Below are 17,471 nucleotides of genomic sequence, written 5' to 3'. Positions count from 1 at the left end.
TATCTTGAAGGCATGGACGATCCGGGTCATCTCGCCCTCGGCACCTGGAGCGGGGGCCGCTTCATGCACTTCGGGGAGCCGCTCGACGACGCGCGTCTGGAGGCCCTGCTGCGGCCCGACGCCGCGATCCCCGCGGTCATCACCGCCGACACCTACGGGACCGGGGAGGCGGACCGCGTGCTCGGCCGCGCGCTCGCCGGGACCACCCGCGACGACGTCTGGATCGCGGGCGCCGTGGGCCACGACTTCTACGAGGGCGAGCGGGAGGGCGCGAAGGGCTTCCCCCGCTTCACCGACGCGCGGCTGCGCGGCCCCGAGGCGTGGTCGGACTACCTGCGCGCCGCGGCCGAGCGGTCGCTGGAGCGGATCGGCATCGACCGCTTCGACCTCCTGATGCTGCACAACCCCGACCGCAGCGGCTACCACGACCCGCGCGTCTGGGAGGGCATGGCGGCGCTGAAGGCGGCGGGCCTGACCGACGCGATCGGCGTCGCGCCCGGTCCCGCCAACGGCTTCACCCTCGACCTGCTCGCGTGCCTGGAGCGGTTCGGCGAGCTGCTCGACTGGGCGATGGTCATCCTCAACCCGATGGAGCCCTGGCCGGGCGAGTACGTGCTGCCCGCCGCCGCGGCCGCCGACGTGAAGGTCATCACGCGGGTCGTCGACTACGGCGGGATCTTCTGGGACGACGTCCGCCCCGGCCACCCGTTCCGCGACTTCGACCACCGCAAGTTCCGGCCGGAGGGCTGGATCGACCGCGGCGTCGAGCGCCTCGAGGAGATGCGCGCGATCGCCGACCGGCACGGTCTCACGCCGATCCAGCTCGCCTCGCAGTGGAACCTCGCCCATCCGGCCGTCGAGATGGTCGTCCCGACCCTGATCCAGGAGGCGGGCCCGGACGCGCGACCGGTCGAGGACAAGCGCGCCGAGCTCGCCGCGACCCCGCGCGAGGTCGTGCTGAGCGCGGAGGAGATCCTCGCCCTGCGCACGATCGGCGACAACGCCGGCTGCATGGCGCTGAAGGGCGCCAACCCCGACCAGGCCGAGGTGCTGACCGACCGCTGGCCGGTCGACGAGGACCTCGCCGCGGCGGGTGAGCGCTGGGGCGTCGTCGCCGAGCGCGACCTGCGCCACGTGCACGCATGATCGACGTCGTCCACTTCAGCGACCCGGGCTGCCCGTGGGCGTACTCGGCGTGGCCGCACCTGACGGCGCTGCAGTGGCGCTACGGCGACCAGCTGCGCTGGCGCCTGGTGATGATCGGGCTGGCCGAGACGCCGGACCGCTACGTCCGCGACGGCTACACGCCCGAGCGCGGCGCGCTGGGCTACCGGTCGTTCCGCTCGCGCGGGATGCCGTTCGCGACCGGTCCGCGGTCGCGCGTGATGGCGACCTCGCGGGCATGCCGGGCGGTCGTCGCGGTCGGGGCGCAGGCGCCGGAGCTGCAGCTCGCCGCGTTCCGCGCCCTGCAGTTCGGCTGGTTCACGACCGACCGGCTGATGGACACCGACGAGGCGATCGCCGACGCGCTCGCCCGCGTCCCCGGCCTGGACGTCGGGGCGGTCGTCGCCGCGCTGGACGACGAGGCGACCGTCGCGACCTACGAGGAGCACCGCGCGCAGGCGCGGGCCGCCGCCGGCAGCGTCACCGAGGCGCAGGGCAAGTCCGCCGCCACCGACGGGCCGGTCCGCTACACGGCGCCGTCGCTGCTGCTCACGACCGCCGACGGGCGCGGCCTCGAGGCCGGCGGCTTCCAGTCGCTGCAGGTGTACGACGTCTGCGTCATGAACCTCGACCGGACGCTCGAGCGCCGACCGCGCCCCGACGACGTCACGGAGCTGCTGCGCGCCTTCCCGCACGGTCTGACGACCCGCGAGGTCGCGCAGGTCCTCGCCGCCGACAACGACGCACCGGACGACGCGAGCGCCGAGGACACGCTGATCCGCGCGGCGGCCGCCGGGCGCGCGCGACGCGAGCCGCTCGGGCACGACGCGCTCTGGCACGCGGCCTGACGGCGAGGACCAGGCCCGCCTCCGGACCGGCGGTGGGGGGCGTGCTCGGTCCGGAGGCGTGAAGGGGCCTGGTCGGGCCCGGTGGGGGTCACCGGGCCCCAGGGGTACAGGGAAGGCCCGACCGCAGTCCACCCGGGGGACCGGTGGGTGGTTGTGCGGTGGGCCTCCCGCCGACACACACGGTGGAGTGCGCCGGTACGAGTCGGATACCCCCGTCGCTCATCCGCGACACCTCTTCGCAGAAAAAACTTTTCGCGGTCGGGTCGCGTGGGCGCGTCGCCGCGCAGATAGGCTCCGCGCCACATGGACATCGAGACGAGCATCGAGCAGGTCGCCGGGATCCTGGTCCGCGAGGGGCTCGCCTTCGAGACCGCGGACGACGGCCGCGGCTACCGCATGATCTTCGACTCCGCGGCGGTCTTCATCGGCTTCTCGCCGTGGAAGGACGGCACGGTGATCACGCTCAGCAGCCCGATCCTGCAGGGCATCGACGAGGACAGCCCGGGTGCGGCCGCCGCCCTGAACATGATCAACGGGCTGAACACGAACTCGTTCTTCACGAAGTTCACGTTCGTCGACGGGGCGCTGATCGTCGAGTACGACCTGCTCGCCGACCGCCTGCAGGCCGACGAGCTGATGAACGCCCTGAGCGTCGTGGCGACCTCCGCGGAGGTGCTCGACGACGAGCTCGTCGACCGGATCGGCGGCAAGCCGTACGTCACCCTGCTCGAGGAGCGCGAGTCCTCGGGCGAGGACGACTGACCGCTCAGCCCGCGGCGAGACCGAGCCGGCGCGCGGCGAGCTCGCGCGGGCCCGGATCGGGCGCGGCGCGACGCGCGTAGCCCGGGGCCAGGCCCTTGAGGACGCTGAGGAGCGCGAGCGTCCGCCCGTCCGGGGCGCTGGAGCGCAGATCGCCGCAGCGCAGGGCGGCCGCGGTGTCGAGGTCCCCGCGCAGCAGGCGGTGCGCGTCCTCCGCGGTGCAGTCCAGCGTGACGTCCGCGGCCGCCTCGGTGGCGCCCAGGCGCAGGCGGGGTGCGCCGCCGCGCAGCTCGAGCGTCAGCCGGGCGGCGGGCTCGCGCAGCTCGAGCGCGAGCGTCGTGTCCAGGCGCCCGAGCCGGTCGGCGACCCGCGGGTCGTCGTGCAGCGAGCAGCCGAGGTCCACGCCGAGACGGTCGTAGAGCTCGGCGGTGTCGGCGAACCGCGGCAGCTCGCGGGCCCGGGCAGCGCGCAGCTCGACCAGGACGTCCCCCCAGGAGGCGACGCGCGGCAGCGCGGTGATGCGCTCGGCGCGCACGTCGGCGAACGCATCGACGCCGTCCTGGTGGCGGCCGGCGTCGACCCGGTAGGCGCGGCGGGCCTCGGGGCCCCAGCGCAGCCCGTCGCGATCCGTCGCCCAGGCCGACGGGACGACCGCCGCGAGCCACCCCGCACCCTCCGGGGCGCCGAGCAGCCGCTGCGGCTGCGCCGCGGTCTCCCGGACCGTGCCGGCGACCGGCGTCCAGACGAGGAACGTCCCGCCGCCCACGGTGACGCGGGCGAGGACGTCCCCGGCCGCGAGCGCGGTGCCCGGCTCGGCGACGGCGACGTGGACGGCGTCCGGGTCGTCCCCGAACAGGTCGGCGAACGGCTTCGTGACGCCGACGAGGACGTGGTCGACCGCGGTCTCCGCCCAGACGTGCGCGCTGAAGTCGAAGCCGACCTCCCCGCCCGGGGCGAGGTCGGGCGCGGGGAACGCCCACGGGGGCCGCTCCCCCAGTCCGACGCCGCGGCGACGCGCGGGGAGCCGGTCGTAGTCCGGCAGCGGGGCGCCGTGCTCGTGCGCGGCGGCGACGAGCTGCTCCTGCGGGACGAGCGGCACGCGGTAGCGGGCGGCGGCGAGCTCGAGGCGGACGCGCTCCTGCTCGCCGCAGCGGTGGGGCAGCGCGAGCGCCACGACGCAGGCGTGCTCGGCCCGGAACCCGGTGGCGTGCACCTCGAGGTCCCCCCACGCGACGATCGCCCCGAGCGCGCTGCCGCCCCCGGGCGCGATCCGCGGGTCGGCGGCGTCGTGCAGGGCGTAGAGCCCGCACATGCACGTCGGGGACGGCGGCCGGTGGCGTGGGGTGCGCCGGGCGCCCTCCCCCATCGCGACCATGAAGTGCGACAGGTGGCAGGCCGCGGTGTTGACCCCCGGCACCCAGGCGCCGGCGCGCGCGACGGTCCAGGGAACGAGCTCGCCGTCGTCGGCCAGGCGCCAGGCGCGGTAGCCGACGACCGGCTCGAGGAAGTCGGGGGTGTCCGACGGGGTCACGCCGGGACGGGCTCGCGCTCGGGGGCCGGGGCGGGCGAGGCGGGTGCCGGGTCCGGGGCGCGCTCGGGCGCGGGCTCGGGCGGTCGCGCAGGGAGCGGCAGCTCCAGCGGCTCGACGCGGACGCGGCGCGACGGACCGGGCAGGTCGAGGGCGGTCGGGGCGGGCAGGACGACGGTCACGGGCGCGCGCACGCTACCGCCGGGGCCGGACGGCGTGGGCGCGATCCTGCCGCGGGCGCGGGTGGGGCGTCAGGGGCCGGCGGTGAGCCCGTCCACGAGCGCCTCCTCGCGCTCGTGGAGGCGCTCCAGCGCCGCGCTCGACACGCCACCGTGGACCCAGCGCTCCGAGCCGGCCTCCAGCCGCACGAGGTCGACGACCGCGGCGGGATCGCGGGCGTGCTGGGCGTCCCGCAGCCCCGTCAGCTGCGCGTAGGGCACGGCCCAGTCGTCGGCCGACACGGCGAGCAGGACGCGCGCGGCGATCGGGTACCGGGCGGGGCTGAGCTCCTCCAGGCGCGAGGCGCCGAACGCGGCGATCGCGAGGTTCGTCGCCCAGCGCGGCCCGTCGACCGGGGTGGTGTAGCCGTCGGGCTGCTGGTCGCGCAGCGTCAGCAGGTCGGTCGGGGCGCCCTCCCCGATCGCGCAGTCCACGGCGGGGCGCAGGGCGGCGGCCATCAGCGCCAGGTGCCCGCCGGCGGAGGCGCCGGAGACGCACACCGGCAGCGACGCCCCGTCCTGCGCGAGCACGCGGTCGACGACGGCCAGCGTGTCGGGCAGGCTCATGGCGCAGGGCCGGTGGGTCGCGGCGACGGTGCGGAAGCCGCGCGCCCGCCAGCGGTCGGCGACCGGGCGCAGGCTGGCCGCCGCGTTGGGCCCGTGCGCGAGCCAGCCGCTGCCGTGGAGCAGCACCACGACGCCGCGGACCGGCCCCGGGACGGTCGGCTCGCCGACCTCGTGGTAGGCGGGGAGGCCGGGCCCGAGGCCGTCGGCGGTGACGCCCTCGGGGGTCGGCGGCGCGGGTCCGGCGTCGAAGCCGGCGCAGAACGAGTCGGGGGAGCCGGTGTCGACGCCGCCGCGCTTCTGCGGCTCGGCGACGAACGGGACGCCGAGCAGGTCGGGCAGCGGCTGCACCGGCGTGGCGTCGGCCGGGCGGACGGCCGCCGCGGACACGCTCGCGGTCGGGCTGGAGGCCAGGACCTCCCAGTCGGCCGGGCCCGGCACCTCGACGGTGACGAGGCCGTGCGCGAGCAGGGACGCCGCCCGGTCGCCGTCGACCGGGACGGTGAGCGCGACCTCGGGGGCGGCGGCGGTGGTCACCGTGTCGGCGGTGGTGCGGTCCTCGACGGTTCGGGTGCAGCGGCGCGCACCGGCGACGGACGGGCCCTCGATCCGCAGGCAGGTGGTCAGCCGGTAGAAGCGGCCGGGCTGGAGCGTCAGGGCGTCGGCGCGGATCGCGGCGCGGACGCTGCCGTCGGCGAAGCTGCTGCCCAGCCGGGCGCCGCCCAGCGGCTGCTCGCCCGCGAGGACCGGCAGGTCACGGGTCCCGACCACGACGACCGGTGGCGTGGGCGTGGGCGCCGGGGCCACCGGGGCGTCGGCGGCGGGCGCGGAAGCGGGAGCGGTCGCGGATGCCGGAGCGGTCGGGGACGGCGCCGTGACCGTGCCGGTGGCGGTGACCGACGCGGACGGGCTCGGCGTCGCGACGCCCGGGCGCGGCGGGCCGCCGACGCGCACCGTGATCCGGGCGGCCCGCGCGGACCGCCAGAGCAGCCGCAGCTCGGCGCGGGTGCCGGCGAGCGCGAGCGCGGTCGAGCGACGCGTCGCGGAGCCGCCCGCGGTGCGGGTCCAGGTGGCAGACCGCCGGCCACCGGCGGTCGGGCGCCACGCGCCCCGGCGGGTCAGCACCAGGACGGTGCGCCCCCGGCGCAGCTCGACGCGGCGAGGCAGGCCGCGCGCGTCGCGCGCACCGACGGCGACGACCGCGCGGACGGTGCCGCCCGCGTCCACCGTGACGGTCGCGGTCGCCCGGGGCGTCGCGGCCACCGACGGGCCCGCCACCATCAGGAGCAGCAGCAGCAGCAGACCGCAGGACCAGGCGGACAGCGACGACGGGGAACCTCCACGCATCCGCGTCCACTATCGGCGCTCCCCCGCGCGAACTCAAGGCCCGCGCGGCCCGGGGCTACCCGTCGTCCTGCCGGAACGCCCAGCGGACCTCGTCGATCGAGAGGCCCGAGGCCAGGCACGCCAGCAGCTTCATCCGCGCCGCCTGGGGCGACAGGAACCCGCAGGGGATGATGTCGGTGCCGCGCAGGTCGATCTCCGAGCCCGCGTAGCCGTAGGTCGAGTTGAGGACCACGCCGCGCTCCGGACGGCAGTACGCGACCACGGGGATGCGCGTGGCGACGTCGGCCCACAGGGCGAGGATGTCCGGCGCGAGGTGGCCGGCGCCGAGCGTGCCGATCACGACGCCGTGCGGGTCGGTGTCCAGCGCCGCGCGCGCGAGCGCCCCGTCGTCCCCGGACATGGCGGGCACGATCAGCACGCGCCGGTCGAGGTCGGGCGGGTCCAGCGGCGGGTTGCGCGGCAGCTGCGACCAGATCGTCGGATGGCCCTCGGTGACGCGGCCGAGCGGGCCGGTCTGCGGTGAGGAGAACGCGACGAGCGAGGTGGTGTCCGTCTTGCGGGCGCAGCGTGCGTGGTGGATCTCCCCGCCGAAGACGACGAGGACGCCGAGGCCGGCGGCCTCCTCGGAGGCCGCCACCGCCACCGCGTCGACGAGGTTCGCGGGACCGTCGGCGCCCGGGGCGCTCGCCGGCCGGATCGCGCCGGTGAAGACGATCGGCGCCTCCCCGCCGTGGATGACGTCGGCGAGCATCGCCGTCTCCTCGAGCACGTCGGTGCCGTGGGTGACGACGACGCCGATGCCGCGACGGGCGGCGTCGCGCGCCGCCCGGCAGATCCGCAGCTGGTCGTCGAGCGTCAGGTGCGCGGAGGGCTTGTTCGCCACGGTCTCCGCCGTCAGGCCCTGGCGGCCCGCGAGGCCGGGCACCGCGGCGACGAGCTGGTCGGCGTCGAGCTCGGGGGTCGCGCCACCCCCGCCGGTCATGCCGATCGTGCCGCCCGCGGACAGGATCCGCACGCGTCGGTAGGTCTGGGGCTGGGAGCTCGCGGCCATGTCGATCCCCAGGGTACTTCCCGGCGCTCGCCGGGCGGACTGGCCCGCCGTCGACGGCGGCGGTACGCTCGCGCGATGGGTCTCGGGAGGAACCTCGCCGCCGCGCTCGCCGCCGGGGCACTGGCGCTCGTCGCGCCCGCCGCCGCGTCCGCGCAGGAGGCGCCGTACGTCGACTGGCCGGCGCTGCTGCCGGCCCTGCCCGTGCCGCACACGGCCAACACGGAGCCCGACTGCGCCGACGGGTCCGACGCGTGCATCGACGCGACGATCGTCGAGATGCAGCGGCGCCTGGACGACGTCGTCGGTCGCTGCTCGCACAACGCGGTGTTCGCGCTCGCCTACCAGCGGGTGACCGAAGACGTGCGTGACGCGTCGAAGGCCGGCGTGTTCCGCGACCGCGTCTGGCTCGCGCAGGAGGACGCGGTCTTCGCGCGCATGTACTTCACCGCCTACGACGACTGGGCCGCCGAGCGCCGGGCGGGCCTCTCCCCCGCCTGGCTGCTGGCGTTCGACGCCGCCCGCGACCGGAAGGTCAGCGCGCTGGGCAACTTCCTGATGGCGATGAACGCGCACATCAACCGCGACTTCCCGTTCCTGCTCGCGGCGATCGGGATCACCGCGCCGGACGGCACGACCCGCAAGCCCGACCACGACGCCTACAACCGGCGGCTCGCCGCGCTCTACGAGCCGGTGCTGCGCGAGGTCGCCCAGCGCTTCGACCCGACCGCCGACGACGTCGAGCTCGGCGTCGTCGACAACCTGCTCGCCACGACGATCCTGCAGTCCTGGCGCGAGGTCGTGTGGCGCAACGCCGAGCGGCTCCTGCTGGCGCGCACCCCGGCGGCGAAGGCGCGCGTCGCGCGCCAGATCGAGGCGTACGCCGAGGTCGTCGGGCGCGGGATCGCGGCGGCGACGGCGATCCCGCCCGCGGGCGCGGACGCGCGCGACGCCTGGTGCGCCGAGCACGGCGGGCAGCGGCCGGGCGCGGGCGCGCAGGCCGCCGCCGCCCGGACGGCGACCCGGCGCGCGGAGCGGCAGGCCGCCGCGGCCCGGGCCGCGGCGCGCCGCAGCGCCGCCCGGCGGGCCGCGGCGCGCCGCGCCGCCCACTGACCCGGGGCGCGCGGCGTCAGGCCCCGCTCGCGAGGACGGGGCGCAGCGCGTCGAGCACGCCCTCCCAGTGCGCGAGCATCTGCGCGCGCTGCTCGGCGTCGGCGAGGCGCTCCTGGTGGACCGCGACGGTCGTCCCGGTCCGGGCGGGCAGCACCCGCAGCTGCAGGGTCGTGTCCGGGTCACCGGGGGCGGCCTGCCAGGTCAGCCGCACGTGCGAGCCCGGTCGCACCACGCGGATCTCGCCCTCCCGGCCGTCGGCCAGCGCGTAGGGCCCGGGCTCGAGCGCGACGGGGCCGCCGAGCCAGATGGCGGTGCCCTCGGCGGACGCCAGCCGCGCCCAGGCGCCGGTGGGGTCGACGCCCGCGACGGTGCGCCGCACGCCGCACTGCCAGCCCGCGTCCCGGGTCCTGCCGATCGAGGTCATCGACCAGGTGTACCGCGCCACGCGGCCAGGGCGTGACCTGTTTCCCGGAACGTGCGGGACCGTCGCCGCGATCCTGCAAGGCGGCTGTCACGCCGTCGGGGCGCCCCGCTACCGTGGTCCACCCTCGATGGTCACCTCCACCACCCAGCACGTCTCCGCGCTCGCCGCCCATCCCCGCCTGGGGTGCTCGACGGGCTTCCTGCGCGACGGCGGCGACGACTGGACCGACATGGTCACCCGCGCCCGCGCGACCAGCACGGAGGCGATCGAGCTGGCCGCGCTCAGCGAGCGGGAGCTGCCCGGCCTCCTGGCGTTCCTCGGATCGTCCCCGGCGCTGCCGTTCCGGTTCCTCAGCGTGCACGCGCCGTCCAAGCACCGCGAGCTGCCCGAGGCCGAGCTCGTCGCGCTGCTCGAGCCGCTCGTCGGCCGCGTCGAGGCGATCGTCGTGCACCCGGACACGATGCAGGACCTCGGGGCGTGGATCCCGCTCGGCCGCACGCTCACGGTCGAGAACATGGACCTGCGCAAGCCCACCGGCCGCACCGCGGACGAGCTCGCCCCGATCCTCGCGACGCTCCCGCAGGCGCAGCTCTGCTTCGACGTCGCGCACGCCGCCCAGGTCGACCCGACGCTCGCCGCCGGCCACGAGATCCTCGACCGCTTCGGCTCGCGGCTGCGCCACGTGCACGTCAGCGCGCTCGACGAGCGCGGCAAGCACCGGCCGACCACCGCGGCGGACGAGGCGCACCTCGCGCCGCTCCTGGACCGCTGCCGCGACGTGCCGTGGATCCTCGAGGCGCCGCTGCGTCCGGTCTGAGGCGGGCCGCCGCCCGCGGGCGGTCCGGCCGCCGCCATCGCATACGCTGCGCGGCGTCGTGGACGCCGATCCCGCCCACGGGCCGTCCGGCGCGCTCGAGCTGCTGTCCGAGCGCACCGGGACGCCCTTCCCGCACCTGCTCGCCGCACGCGCCCTGACGCGCGAGCGCCTCGCCGACCTGCGCCCCCGCTTGGAGGACGGACCCGCGACCTCGCTGCTGGCCGACCAGGACGGCCCGCGCGAGGCGGTCGTCCTGTTCGGCTCCTGGGGACGCGCCGAGCTCACCGAGCACAGCGACGACGACTGGGCGCTCGTCGTTGACTCCGGCGGCGAGGACCTCGGGGAGCGGCAGCAGCTGCTCAGCTGGGTCGGCGACGCGCTCGGCACCGGTGACGCGGTCCCGGGCGCCACCGGGACGTTCGGGGAGGTCGTGAGCGCCGAGAAGCTCGCGGCCCGCATCGGCCTGCAGGAGGACACGAACCTCAACCTCACGCGGCGCATGCTGCTGCTGCTCGAGTCCGTCGCGGTCGCCCAGCCGGAGGTGCACGCGCGCGCGGTGCGCCGCGTGCTCGGCGCGTACCTGGACCCGACCGCCGACGGCGGCGACCACCGGCCGCCGCGGTTCCTGCTGAACGACCTCGTGCGCTACTGGCGCACGATCGCCGTCGACTTCGAGGGCAAGCACCGCGAGCCCGACGGCGACGGGACCGGCAAGTGGGTCATGCGCAACGCGAAGCTGCGGCTGTCACGCAAGCTCCTGTTCGCCGGCGGGCTCGTGCCCGTGCTGCGCTGCCACGAGCACGCGGCCGACGCGATGGCCGACGTGCTCGTCGCGCAGCTGGCCGCGCCGCCCACCGACCGGATCGCCGACGCGTTCCTCGCCGCGGGCACGCAGGGCGCGCTGGACACCGGGGCGCGGACGCTCGCCGCGTACGACCGCTGGATCGGGATCCTCGGCGACGGCGACGCGCGCGCCCGGCTGCAGGCGCTGACGCGCGAGCGCCGCGGCGACGACCTCCTCTGGCACGAGGTCCGCGACCTCGGCGAGCGGCTGCAGGGCGGCCTGCTGGCGCTGCTGTTCGGCGGCCGGCTGGCGCCGGTCACGCAGCAGTACCTTGTCTTCTAGTGCCCGCCCCGGCCACCGACATCGCCACCCGCGCCGACATCGAGCGGCTCACGCGCGCGTTCTACGAGAAGGCGCTCGCGGACACGATGATCGGCTACCTGTTCACCGACGTCGCGCAGCTCGACCTCGAGGCGCACCTCCCGGACATCACCGACTTCTGGGAGACGATCCTGCTCGGCGGCGAGGCGTACCGCGGCGGGGCGTTCGCCGTCCACGCGCAGCTGCACGCGCGCTCGCCGCTGCGCGGCGGGCACTTCAACCGCTGGCTGACGCTGTGGACCCAGACCGTCGACGAGCTGTTCGCCGGGGAGCGCGCCGACGAGGCCAAGCGGCACGCCACGCGCGTGGCCGCCGCGTTCCACCGGCGGCTGCAGGGCGTGCCGGTGGAGCGCGACGTGGCGCCCGGCGGTCTGCTGGACATCATCCCGCCGCGCGGCTGACGCGACGGGGCGGGCCCGCTGAACCCGGCTAGCGGCGCAGGAGCGGCTGCAGGCGCCGGATCACGCTGTAGTAGTTCACCGGCACGGTGCGCTGCAGCCAGTCGGTGGCGACCGCGTCGGGGCCGATGAGGATCTTGACCTTGCCCTTCTCGATCCCCTCGACGATCGTCTTCGCGGCCTTGTCGGGGGAGGTGCGGGCGACCTTCTTGAAGTCGCGCTTGAGCGCCTCCGGGTCGGTGCGACCGAGGTCGTCGACGTGGATGCGCGCGTTGTTGACGATGTTCGTGTCGATGCCGCCCGGGTGGATGCAGACCGCCGACACGTTCGTGCCGTGCAGCTCGTGGCGCAGCGACTCCGTGAAGCCCTTGACCGCGAACTTCGACGCGTTGTAGATGCCCTGGGTCGGCCAGGCGATGATCCCGAAGATGCTCGAGACGTTGGCGATGACGCCGGAGTCCTGCTCGAGCAGGATCGGCAGGTAGGCCTGGGTGCCGTGGACGACGCCCCAGAAGTTGATCCCCATGAGCCACTCGAGGTCCTCCGGGGAGGACTCGGCGATCGTCTGCGAGACGGTGACCCCGGCGTTGTTCAGCACGAGGCCGATCGGGCCGTTCCAGTCCTTGACCTCGGCGGCGAGCTGCTGGTGGGCCCAGCGGTCGCTGACGTCCATGACCTTCGTCATCACGGGGACGCGCAGGCCCTCGGCGGTGCCCGCGAGGCCCTCCTCGTCCTTGTCCACGAGCACGAGCGGGCAGCCGCGCTGCGCCAGCAGGCGGGCGCTGGCCCGGCCGATCCCCGAGGCGGCGCCGGTCACGACGGCCGTCCGTCCGGAAAGCTTCACAGGTGTAGCCATGGCGCGGCAGGCTACTGACCGGCCGGTCGACGTGCATGTTCACCGACCCGTCACCGGCCACGCGGTAGCGTCGCGCCATGGACCGGCCCGACTACTCCGACCTCCGCGCGCTGTTCGTCAACTGCACGCTCAAGCCCGCCCCGGCGCGCTCGCACACCCAGGCGCTCATGGACGTGGCGATCGCCGTGATGCGCAGCGCCGGCGTGACCGTCGAGGTGGCCCGCGCGGTCGACCTCGACCTGCCGCCCGGCGTCTACCCCGACATGCGCGAGCACGGCGCCGCGACCGACGGCTGGCCCGCCTTCTTCGAGCAGGTCCTCGCCGCCGACATCCTCGTGCTCGGCACGCCGATCTGGCTCGGGCAGAAGTCGAGCGTCGCCACGCGCGTGATCGAGCGGCTGTACGGCAACAGCGGGCAGCTCAACGAGCAGGGACAGTGGATCTACTACGGGCGCGCGGGCGGCTGCATCGTCACCGGCAACGAGGACGGCGCCAAGCACTGCGCGATGGAGACCCTGTACTCGCTGCAGCACCTCGGCTACGCGGTGCCGCCCCAGGCCGACAGCTGCTGGCTGGGCGAGGCCGGCCCCGGACCGTCGTACTCCGACGAGGGGTCGGGCGGCCCGCAGAACGAGTTCACGCAGCGCAACACGGTCTTCATGGCCTGGAACCTCATGCACCTCGCCGCGCTGCTCAAGCGGGCCGGCGGCATGCCCGCCTACGGCAACCAGCGCGAGCAGTGGGACGCCGGCTGCGACTTCGGGCATCCCAACCCGGAGTACCGCTGAGGCGCCGCCCGCGAGCGCGGGCGGCGCGCGGCGCCGACCGCTACCGCGCGGATCCGGGCAGCACGATCAGCGGCGCCGTCCAGGTGACGAGGGTGCGGGACACGCGAATGCGCACGCGGTAGACCGCGAAGCCCTGAGAGGGGCGACTCACCGTGGCCGTGAAGCGGCCGTCGCGCGCGAGCGTGATCTTCGCCGCGCGCTTGCGTCCCCCGCACGAGGTGTCGACGTAGAGGATGCCGGTCGTGCCCCGGCGGATCTGCCGCGAGAGCCGCAGGCGCCCGGTGAGCCTCGTGCCCTCCTGGGTCATCGTGACCCGGCGCACGAGCCGGTAGGTCGGCGAGCCGGTGTTCGCCACGACGGCCTTGTAGGTCACGGACGCCTGGCGGCGCTTCGGCGGCGCCTTGATCGTCCGGCTGAACGTGCCGTCGGCCGCGACCGTGGTCCGGGCGACGACCGTCGAGCCGGAGCGCACCTCGACCTGGCGGCCCGCGTACGCCGGCAGGGTCACGCCGGTGAACTGCACGCGGGTGCCGGTGAGGACGGGACGGAGCACCACCGGTTCGCCGCAGAGGACCGGCGAGCCCGCCGGGGTCACGGTCGGGGCGATCGTGACCGGGACGGCGGCCGCCGCGGAGAGCACGCCGCCGGCCCCGGTCCCCCCCTGGTCGTCGACCGTCACGTCCACCCGGTCCGGCGCGCTGCGGCCGGCGGGCGCGGTGTACGCCAGACCGTCGAGCGCGGCGTTGACCGCGGCGACGGCACCGGTGAACCGCAGCCGCGTCGCGCCGGACGGCGCGCCCTCCTGGAAGGCGAGACCGTCGGCCGTCGGGAGCCGCAGCGTGCCGCCACCGGTCACCAGGGTGACCGAGACGGTGGTGGCGTCGACGTCGGCGACCCGGATCGCGTTGCCGCCGAGGGTGCCGAACGCGAACGAGCCCCCGGCGACGGTGCGCTGGGCTCCCGGGACGGCGAGCGTGGGGGCGTCGTTGATCGCCCGCACGTCGAGGGTCACCGTGCGGGGGACCGCGGTACCGCGGGTCCCCGTCTCGTCGGTGACGCCGTCGTCGTAGGTGACCGTGAGGGTCGCGCCGGCCGTGCTGTCCGGTGCCGGGGCGTACGTGAGCGCGCCGCCGGCGAGCGCGGCGTTCAGGGCCGCACGGGTCGCGCTGACCGTGACCGTCCCGGTCCCGTTGCCGGTCGCACCCGCCAGCGCGAGCGACACGGTCCCGCGGTCGACGGCGAACGTCGCGGTCCCCGCGGCGCCCGTGTCGTCGGGATCGGTGACCGAGAGGCCGGCGATCGTGACGGGGGTGTCCTCGTCGACCGCCGCGCTCGCCGGCCCGGCGATCGTCGGGATCGCGTTGACCTGCAGCTCGGCCGCGCCGATGTCTGTCCCGTCCGAGCCGGCCGCGTCGGCGACCCCGGGGATGTCCACCGTGCGGGTCCGTCCGCGCTGGTCGGCGGTCAGGCCGCTCGCGACGCCCGCGTCGCGTAGCGGGCTGCCCACCAGGGGCAGACGCGTGCGCGTCGGCCCGCCGTTGTCCGCGAGTGCGCCGAGCCGCGGATCGACGCCGGTGATGACCGTGCCCGCCGGGGCCTCGGTGAAGGTCGCACCCGTCGGGTCCTGGAGGAGGCTGTTGCCGACCGTGATGGTGCCGGTGTGCCCCGGCCGGCGGAAGAGGTCGGGCGCGCCGCCGGACGCGGTGTTGCCGGCGAGCACGGTGCCGACCACGGCCGTGTCCCCGTCGGAGCTCCCGGACGCGTAGCCGATGGAGAGGCCGCCGCCGGTCTGGGTCGCCGTGTTGCCCGTGATCGTGGAGTTCCGGACGGCGAAGGCCGTCAGTCCTGCGAGCGGCTCGTCGTCGGCCATGCTGACGCCGCCGCCCACGGCCGCGGTGTTGCCGGTGATCGTGCTGCCGACGACCTCGGTGGGGCCGTAGAAGTTCTCCCCGAAGGCGATCCCGCCGCCGGCGTCCGGCGTCGTGTTCCCCGTGATCGTCGAGTCGCGGACGGTCGTCGAGCGGCCGTTGTAGGTGTCCTCGATCCAGATGCCGCCGCCGTCCTCGAAGCTCGAGCCGTTGCCCGTGACGGTGTTGCCGTCGATGGTCGTCCGCTGGACGAGCGTGTCGACGTAGTTGTCGTACAGCGCGACGCCGCCGCCGTTGGCGGCCGAGGTGTTGCCGCTGAAGACGCTGTCGGAGATCGTCAGGCGGTCCGAGGCGACCACGGACGAGTTGCCGTCGGTCGTGAGCGCGCCACCGCTGTACGTGGCGGTGTTCCCGGTCATCGTGGTGCCGGAGATCTCCACGGAGTTGCCGCTCACGTAGACGCCGCCGCCGCGCGAGGCGGTGCTGCCGGTGACCGTCACGTCCGTCAGGCGCAGCGGGCTGCCGGAGACCGCGATCGCGCCGCCGCTGCCGCCGCCTGCGTCGCCGTTGCGCAGCGTCAGGTCCGACACGGTGAGCGCCGCCGTGGCGTCGAGCAGCCGCGTCGTCCCGCCCCCGTCCAGGACGATGCCGCCCGCGGACGGGCCGGTGATCGTCAGCGCGTCCGCGACCGGGATCTGCGACGCGAGCGAGATCTGCCCGGTGAGCCCGGCCGCGAAGGTGACCTCGTCGGCGCCGGGGGCCGCGTTGGCGTCGAGGATCGCCTGGCGCAGCGAGCCCGCTCCGGCATCCGCGAGGTTGGAGACCGGGAACGTCGCGGCGGACGCGGACGGAGCGGCGGCGCCGGCGACGACCAGGGCGCCGAGCGCGGCGCGGCGCAGTCGCACCTCGCGGCGCTGCTCGGCGTCACGACGACGCTGCTGGGCACGGAGGAAGGCACGCGATTGCGACATGAGGGCGCATTTCTACCTCAATCCTCCAGCTTTGAGCACATACGTGTCCGAAGTGGACACCGACCCGACTTCGGCGATCTCCGGGAAGCGGCGATCCGGGAGCCAGAGCACGTCGAAGACCTCCTGGACGAGATCCGCGAACCGCAGCAGCCCGGTCGTCTCGCCGCTGTCGAGGTCGACCATCCAGACGCCGCACTGGCGCTCTCGCAGTCGCTGCGTGAGCGGCAGGTCGCCGAAGGTGGACGACTCCCGGATCTGCGACAGCCCGACGAACGCGGTCCGGCCGACGAGCGCGAGCCCGCGGGTGAACCCGGGCAGCTCGGCCACGCAGGTCGTCTCGCCGGTCGCCGGGTCCACCCGCGAGAGGTGCCCGCGCCCGGACTCGAGCACCAGCAGCTCGCCGTCGTGCCAGCGCGGCGAGTGCGGCATCGACAGGCCGGACGCCACGACCTCGCCGCTGGGCACGTCGAGCAGGACGCCGCCGGTGGCCTTCCCCGCGCGCCAGCTGCCGGGGGTGTCCCCGGTGCCCAGCGCGGTCACGTAGCGCGGCACGCCGTCCACGATCTCCAGGCCGTTCAGGTGACAGCGGTCCCCCGGTGCCAGCTCGGTGATCCACGACGGGTGCCAGCGCGGCACGAAGCTGTGGTCGGCGTCGAGCGTCGCCAGGCACGAGAAGCCCGTCGCGACGATCCACAGCTCGTCCCCCGCGAAGCCCATCTCGTGGATGGCGACATCCCCGGTGACGTGACGGTTGCGCAGGACGAAGCACGCGTCGTGGACGTCGGGCGGCTCGAGCTTCGCGGCGGCGTCGGGGACGTCGCGGTAGTCCCAGACCTCCGTCCGCGTGCCGAGCGCGAGGCGCCCGTCGGGGCCGAGCGCGAGACCCATCGGCTTGTCGTGGTCGCGGAAGTGCGTGTTGAGCGTGCCGTCCGGCTGCGCCCGCGCGCAGACGAGCTTGCCCGCCTGGTACGTCGAGACGAGCAGCGAGCCGCCCAGGCGCGCGAGCGTCTCCGGCACGCTGTCGGTGGCACCGCTGGCGAGCGGCTGCCCGGCGCGGACCTCGCGCGCCGCCTGCTCGAGCGGGCCCAGCAGGGCCTGGTCGTAGTCGGTGCCCAGCCAGGCGCACAGCTCGATGAGCACCGCGCGGGGCCGGGCCAGCAGCGCCTCGCCGTCCACCGCGACCTGTCGCGCGGGCGCGAGGTCGTCACGGAGCCCGTCGAGCAGCACGAACCGCGCGCCCGGGAACGCGCTCGCGAGTGCCGGGACCAGCGCGGCGGGGGCCGTCGCGAGCGCGAGCCCGGCCGCGTGCGCGTCCGGCGGGCGGCCCTCCCGGTCGCGGAGCGCCGCGGCGAAGCGCTCGCGGACCTGCGGGTCGCTGCCGCCGTGGCCCGCGAGATCGGCCGTCCAGACCGATCGGCCGCGGCGCAGGGCCGCGAGGAGCCGCGGTGCGCCCGCGCCGACGAGGAACACCGCGTGCAACGCCATCCGCGCCACCCTAGCGCCGTTCGCGACGGGTCGCCGCCGAAACGGCGACGGCCGTCGCACGCGCTCGTGAGGCCGCCGCGTACCGGCCTCCGCCGGATACCGTTCGGCCC

General features: G+C 75.8%; 16 protein-coding genes. 8 read left to right on the top strand and 8 right to left on the bottom strand.

Annotation, left to right across the window (positions count from 1 at the left end):
- The first annotated feature begins 12 nt into the window (after positions 1 to 12).
- The 3 genes from C7Y72_RS10920 (at position 13) to C7Y72_RS10910 (ending at position 2,774) form a co-directional block, all read left to right on the top strand.
- The gene (locus C7Y72_RS10920; RefSeq protein ID WP_107568764.1) at positions 13 to 1,146 is read left to right on the top strand and encodes an aldo/keto reductase; all 1,134 of its coding nucleotides are present in this window, start codon (positions 13 to 15) and stop codon (positions 1,144 to 1,146) included.
- Positions 1,143 to 2,012, top strand: coding sequence for a DsbA family oxidoreductase (locus tag C7Y72_RS10915; RefSeq protein WP_107568763.1), 870 nt, complete (start codon positions 1,143 to 1,145; stop codon positions 2,010 to 2,012). Before C7Y72_RS10920 ends, C7Y72_RS10915 begins: the two co-directional genes overlap by 4 nt.
- A gap of 303 nt (positions 2,013 to 2,315) precedes the next feature.
- On the top strand, positions 2,316 to 2,774 hold the full coding sequence (locus tag C7Y72_RS10910; RefSeq protein WP_107568762.1) for a T3SS (YopN, CesT) and YbjN peptide-binding chaperone 1: 459 nt from the start codon (positions 2,316 to 2,318) through the stop codon (positions 2,772 to 2,774).
- A 4-nt stretch (positions 2,775 to 2,778) separates the two neighbouring features.
- Here C7Y72_RS10910 and C7Y72_RS10905 read toward each other — a convergent pair whose 3' ends face one another.
- The 4 genes from C7Y72_RS10905 to C7Y72_RS10890 all read right to left on the bottom strand — a co-directional run bounded on the left by C7Y72_RS10905 (position 2,779) and on the right by C7Y72_RS10890 (position 7,479).
- Positions 2,779 to 4,302, bottom strand: coding sequence for an SCP2 sterol-binding domain-containing protein (locus C7Y72_RS10905; RefSeq protein WP_107568761.1), 1,524 nt, complete (start codon positions 4,300 to 4,302; stop codon positions 2,779 to 2,781).
- On the bottom strand, positions 4,299 to 4,481 hold the full coding sequence (locus C7Y72_RS10900; RefSeq protein WP_107568760.1) for a hypothetical protein: 183 nt from the start codon (positions 4,479 to 4,481) through the stop codon (positions 4,299 to 4,301). The genes C7Y72_RS10905 and C7Y72_RS10900 overlap by 4 nt, the downstream gene beginning before the upstream one ends.
- Positions 4,482 to 4,550: 69 nt before the next feature.
- Complete coding sequence (locus tag C7Y72_RS10895) at positions 4,551 to 6,428, bottom strand: alpha/beta hydrolase family protein (RefSeq protein WP_107568759.1); 1,878 nt, start codon at positions 6,426 to 6,428, stop codon at positions 4,551 to 4,553.
- A 55-nt stretch (positions 6,429 to 6,483) separates the two neighbouring features.
- A complete protein-coding gene (locus tag C7Y72_RS10890) occupies positions 6,484 to 7,479 on the bottom strand; it encodes an asparaginase (RefSeq protein ID WP_107568758.1) in 996 nt (331 codons plus the stop codon).
- A 75-nt stretch (positions 7,480 to 7,554) separates the two neighbouring features.
- Between C7Y72_RS10890 and C7Y72_RS10885 the strand changes: the two genes are divergently transcribed.
- The gene (locus tag C7Y72_RS10885) at positions 7,555 to 8,589 is read left to right on the top strand and encodes a DUF5995 family protein (protein ID WP_107568757.1); all 1,035 of its coding nucleotides are present in this window, start codon (positions 7,555 to 7,557) and stop codon (positions 8,587 to 8,589) included.
- A 16-nt stretch (positions 8,590 to 8,605) separates the two neighbouring features.
- On the opposite strand, the gene C7Y72_RS10880 is transcribed toward C7Y72_RS10885, so the two are convergent.
- Positions 8,606 to 9,013, bottom strand: a complete 408-nt coding sequence (locus C7Y72_RS10880) for an SRPBCC domain-containing protein (RefSeq protein WP_199223917.1) — start codon at positions 9,011 to 9,013, stop codon at positions 8,606 to 8,608.
- 127 nt (positions 9,014 to 9,140) lie between these two features.
- Between C7Y72_RS10880 and C7Y72_RS10875 the strand changes: the two genes are divergently transcribed.
- From C7Y72_RS10875 to C7Y72_RS10865, 3 genes are read left to right on the top strand one after another with little or no spacing between them, the layout of a single operon-like run.
- Complete coding sequence (locus tag C7Y72_RS10875; protein ID WP_107568756.1) at positions 9,141 to 9,830, top strand: hypothetical protein; 690 nt, start codon at positions 9,141 to 9,143, stop codon at positions 9,828 to 9,830.
- Between the two features lie 58 nt (positions 9,831 to 9,888).
- Entirely contained in the window at positions 9,889 to 10,956 is a 1,068-nt protein-coding gene (locus C7Y72_RS10870; protein WP_107568755.1) for a hypothetical protein, read from the top strand.
- A complete protein-coding gene (locus C7Y72_RS10865; RefSeq protein WP_107568754.1) occupies positions 10,956 to 11,396 on the top strand; it encodes a group III truncated hemoglobin in 441 nt (146 codons plus the stop codon). Before C7Y72_RS10870 ends, C7Y72_RS10865 begins: the two co-directional genes overlap by 1 nt.
- 28 nt (positions 11,397 to 11,424) lie before the next feature.
- On the opposite strand, the gene C7Y72_RS10860 is transcribed toward C7Y72_RS10865, so the two are convergent.
- The gene (locus C7Y72_RS10860) at positions 11,425 to 12,249 is read right to left on the bottom strand and encodes an SDR family NAD(P)-dependent oxidoreductase (protein WP_107568753.1); all 825 of its coding nucleotides are present in this window, start codon (positions 12,247 to 12,249) and stop codon (positions 11,425 to 11,427) included.
- Between the two features lie 77 nt (positions 12,250 to 12,326).
- Between C7Y72_RS10860 and C7Y72_RS10855 the strand changes: the two genes are divergently transcribed.
- Positions 12,327 to 13,037, top strand: coding sequence for a flavodoxin family protein (locus C7Y72_RS10855; RefSeq protein WP_107568752.1), 711 nt, complete (start codon positions 12,327 to 12,329; stop codon positions 13,035 to 13,037).
- A gap of 40 nt (positions 13,038 to 13,077) precedes the next feature.
- Here the strand turns inward: C7Y72_RS10855 and C7Y72_RS10850 are convergent, their stop codons facing one another.
- Positions 13,078 to 15,876, bottom strand: coding sequence for a beta strand repeat-containing protein (locus C7Y72_RS10850; RefSeq protein WP_107568751.1), 2,799 nt, complete (start codon positions 15,874 to 15,876; stop codon positions 13,078 to 13,080).
- 12 nt (positions 15,877 to 15,888) lie between these two features.
- Complete coding sequence (locus C7Y72_RS10845) at positions 15,889 to 17,361, bottom strand: TIGR03032 family protein (protein ID WP_107568750.1); 1,473 nt, start codon at positions 17,359 to 17,361, stop codon at positions 15,889 to 15,891.
- Between the last annotated feature and the right edge of the window lie 110 nt (positions 17,362 to 17,471).

It is taken from the genome of Paraconexibacter algicola (genome assembly GCF_003044185.1).
Taxonomy (GTDB): Bacteria; Actinomycetota; Thermoleophilia; order Solirubrobacterales; family Solirubrobacteraceae; genus Paraconexibacter; species Paraconexibacter algicola.
The sequence above is the reverse complement of the archived record's forward strand: the minus strand, read 5'-3'. Positions and strand labels throughout refer to the sequence as shown.

Excerpts from the sequence above, each read along its gene's own strand:
- C7Y72_RS10860 (WP_107568753.1), bottom strand. The coding sequence starts at position 12,249 with ATGGCTACACCTGTGAAGCTTTCCGGACGGACGGCCGTCGTGACCGGC.
- C7Y72_RS10915 (WP_107568763.1), top strand. The coding sequence starts at position 1,143 with ATGATCGACGTCGTCCACTTCAGCGACCCGGGCTGCCCGTGGGCGTAC.
- C7Y72_RS10890 (WP_107568758.1), bottom strand. The coding sequence starts at position 7,479 with ATGGCCGCGAGCTCCCAGCCCCAGACCTACCGACGCGTGCGGATCCTG.
- C7Y72_RS10875 (WP_107568756.1), top strand. The coding sequence starts at position 9,141 with ATGGTCACCTCCACCACCCAGCACGTCTCCGCGCTCGCCGCCCATCCC.
- C7Y72_RS10885 (WP_107568757.1), top strand. The coding sequence starts at position 7,555 with ATGGGTCTCGGGAGGAACCTCGCCGCCGCGCTCGCCGCCGGGGCACTG.
- C7Y72_RS10850 (WP_107568751.1), bottom strand. The coding sequence starts at position 15,876 with ATGTCGCAATCGCGTGCCTTCCTCCGTGCCCAGCAGCGTCGTCGTGAC.
- C7Y72_RS10845 (WP_107568750.1), bottom strand. The coding sequence starts at position 17,361 with ATGGCGTTGCACGCGGTGTTCCTCGTCGGCGCGGGCGCACCGCGGCTC.
- C7Y72_RS10880 (WP_199223917.1), bottom strand. The coding sequence starts at position 9,013 with ATGACCTCGATCGGCAGGACCCGGGACGCGGGCTGGCAGTGCGGCGTG.
- C7Y72_RS10920 (WP_107568764.1), top strand. The coding sequence starts at position 13 with ATGGACGATCCGGGTCATCTCGCCCTCGGCACCTGGAGCGGGGGCCGC.
- C7Y72_RS10855 (WP_107568752.1), top strand. The coding sequence starts at position 12,327 with ATGGACCGGCCCGACTACTCCGACCTCCGCGCGCTGTTCGTCAACTGC.
- C7Y72_RS10910 (WP_107568762.1), top strand. The coding sequence starts at position 2,316 with ATGGACATCGAGACGAGCATCGAGCAGGTCGCCGGGATCCTGGTCCGC.
- C7Y72_RS10895 (WP_107568759.1), bottom strand. The coding sequence starts at position 6,428 with ATGCGTGGAGGTTCCCCGTCGTCGCTGTCCGCCTGGTCCTGCGGTCTG.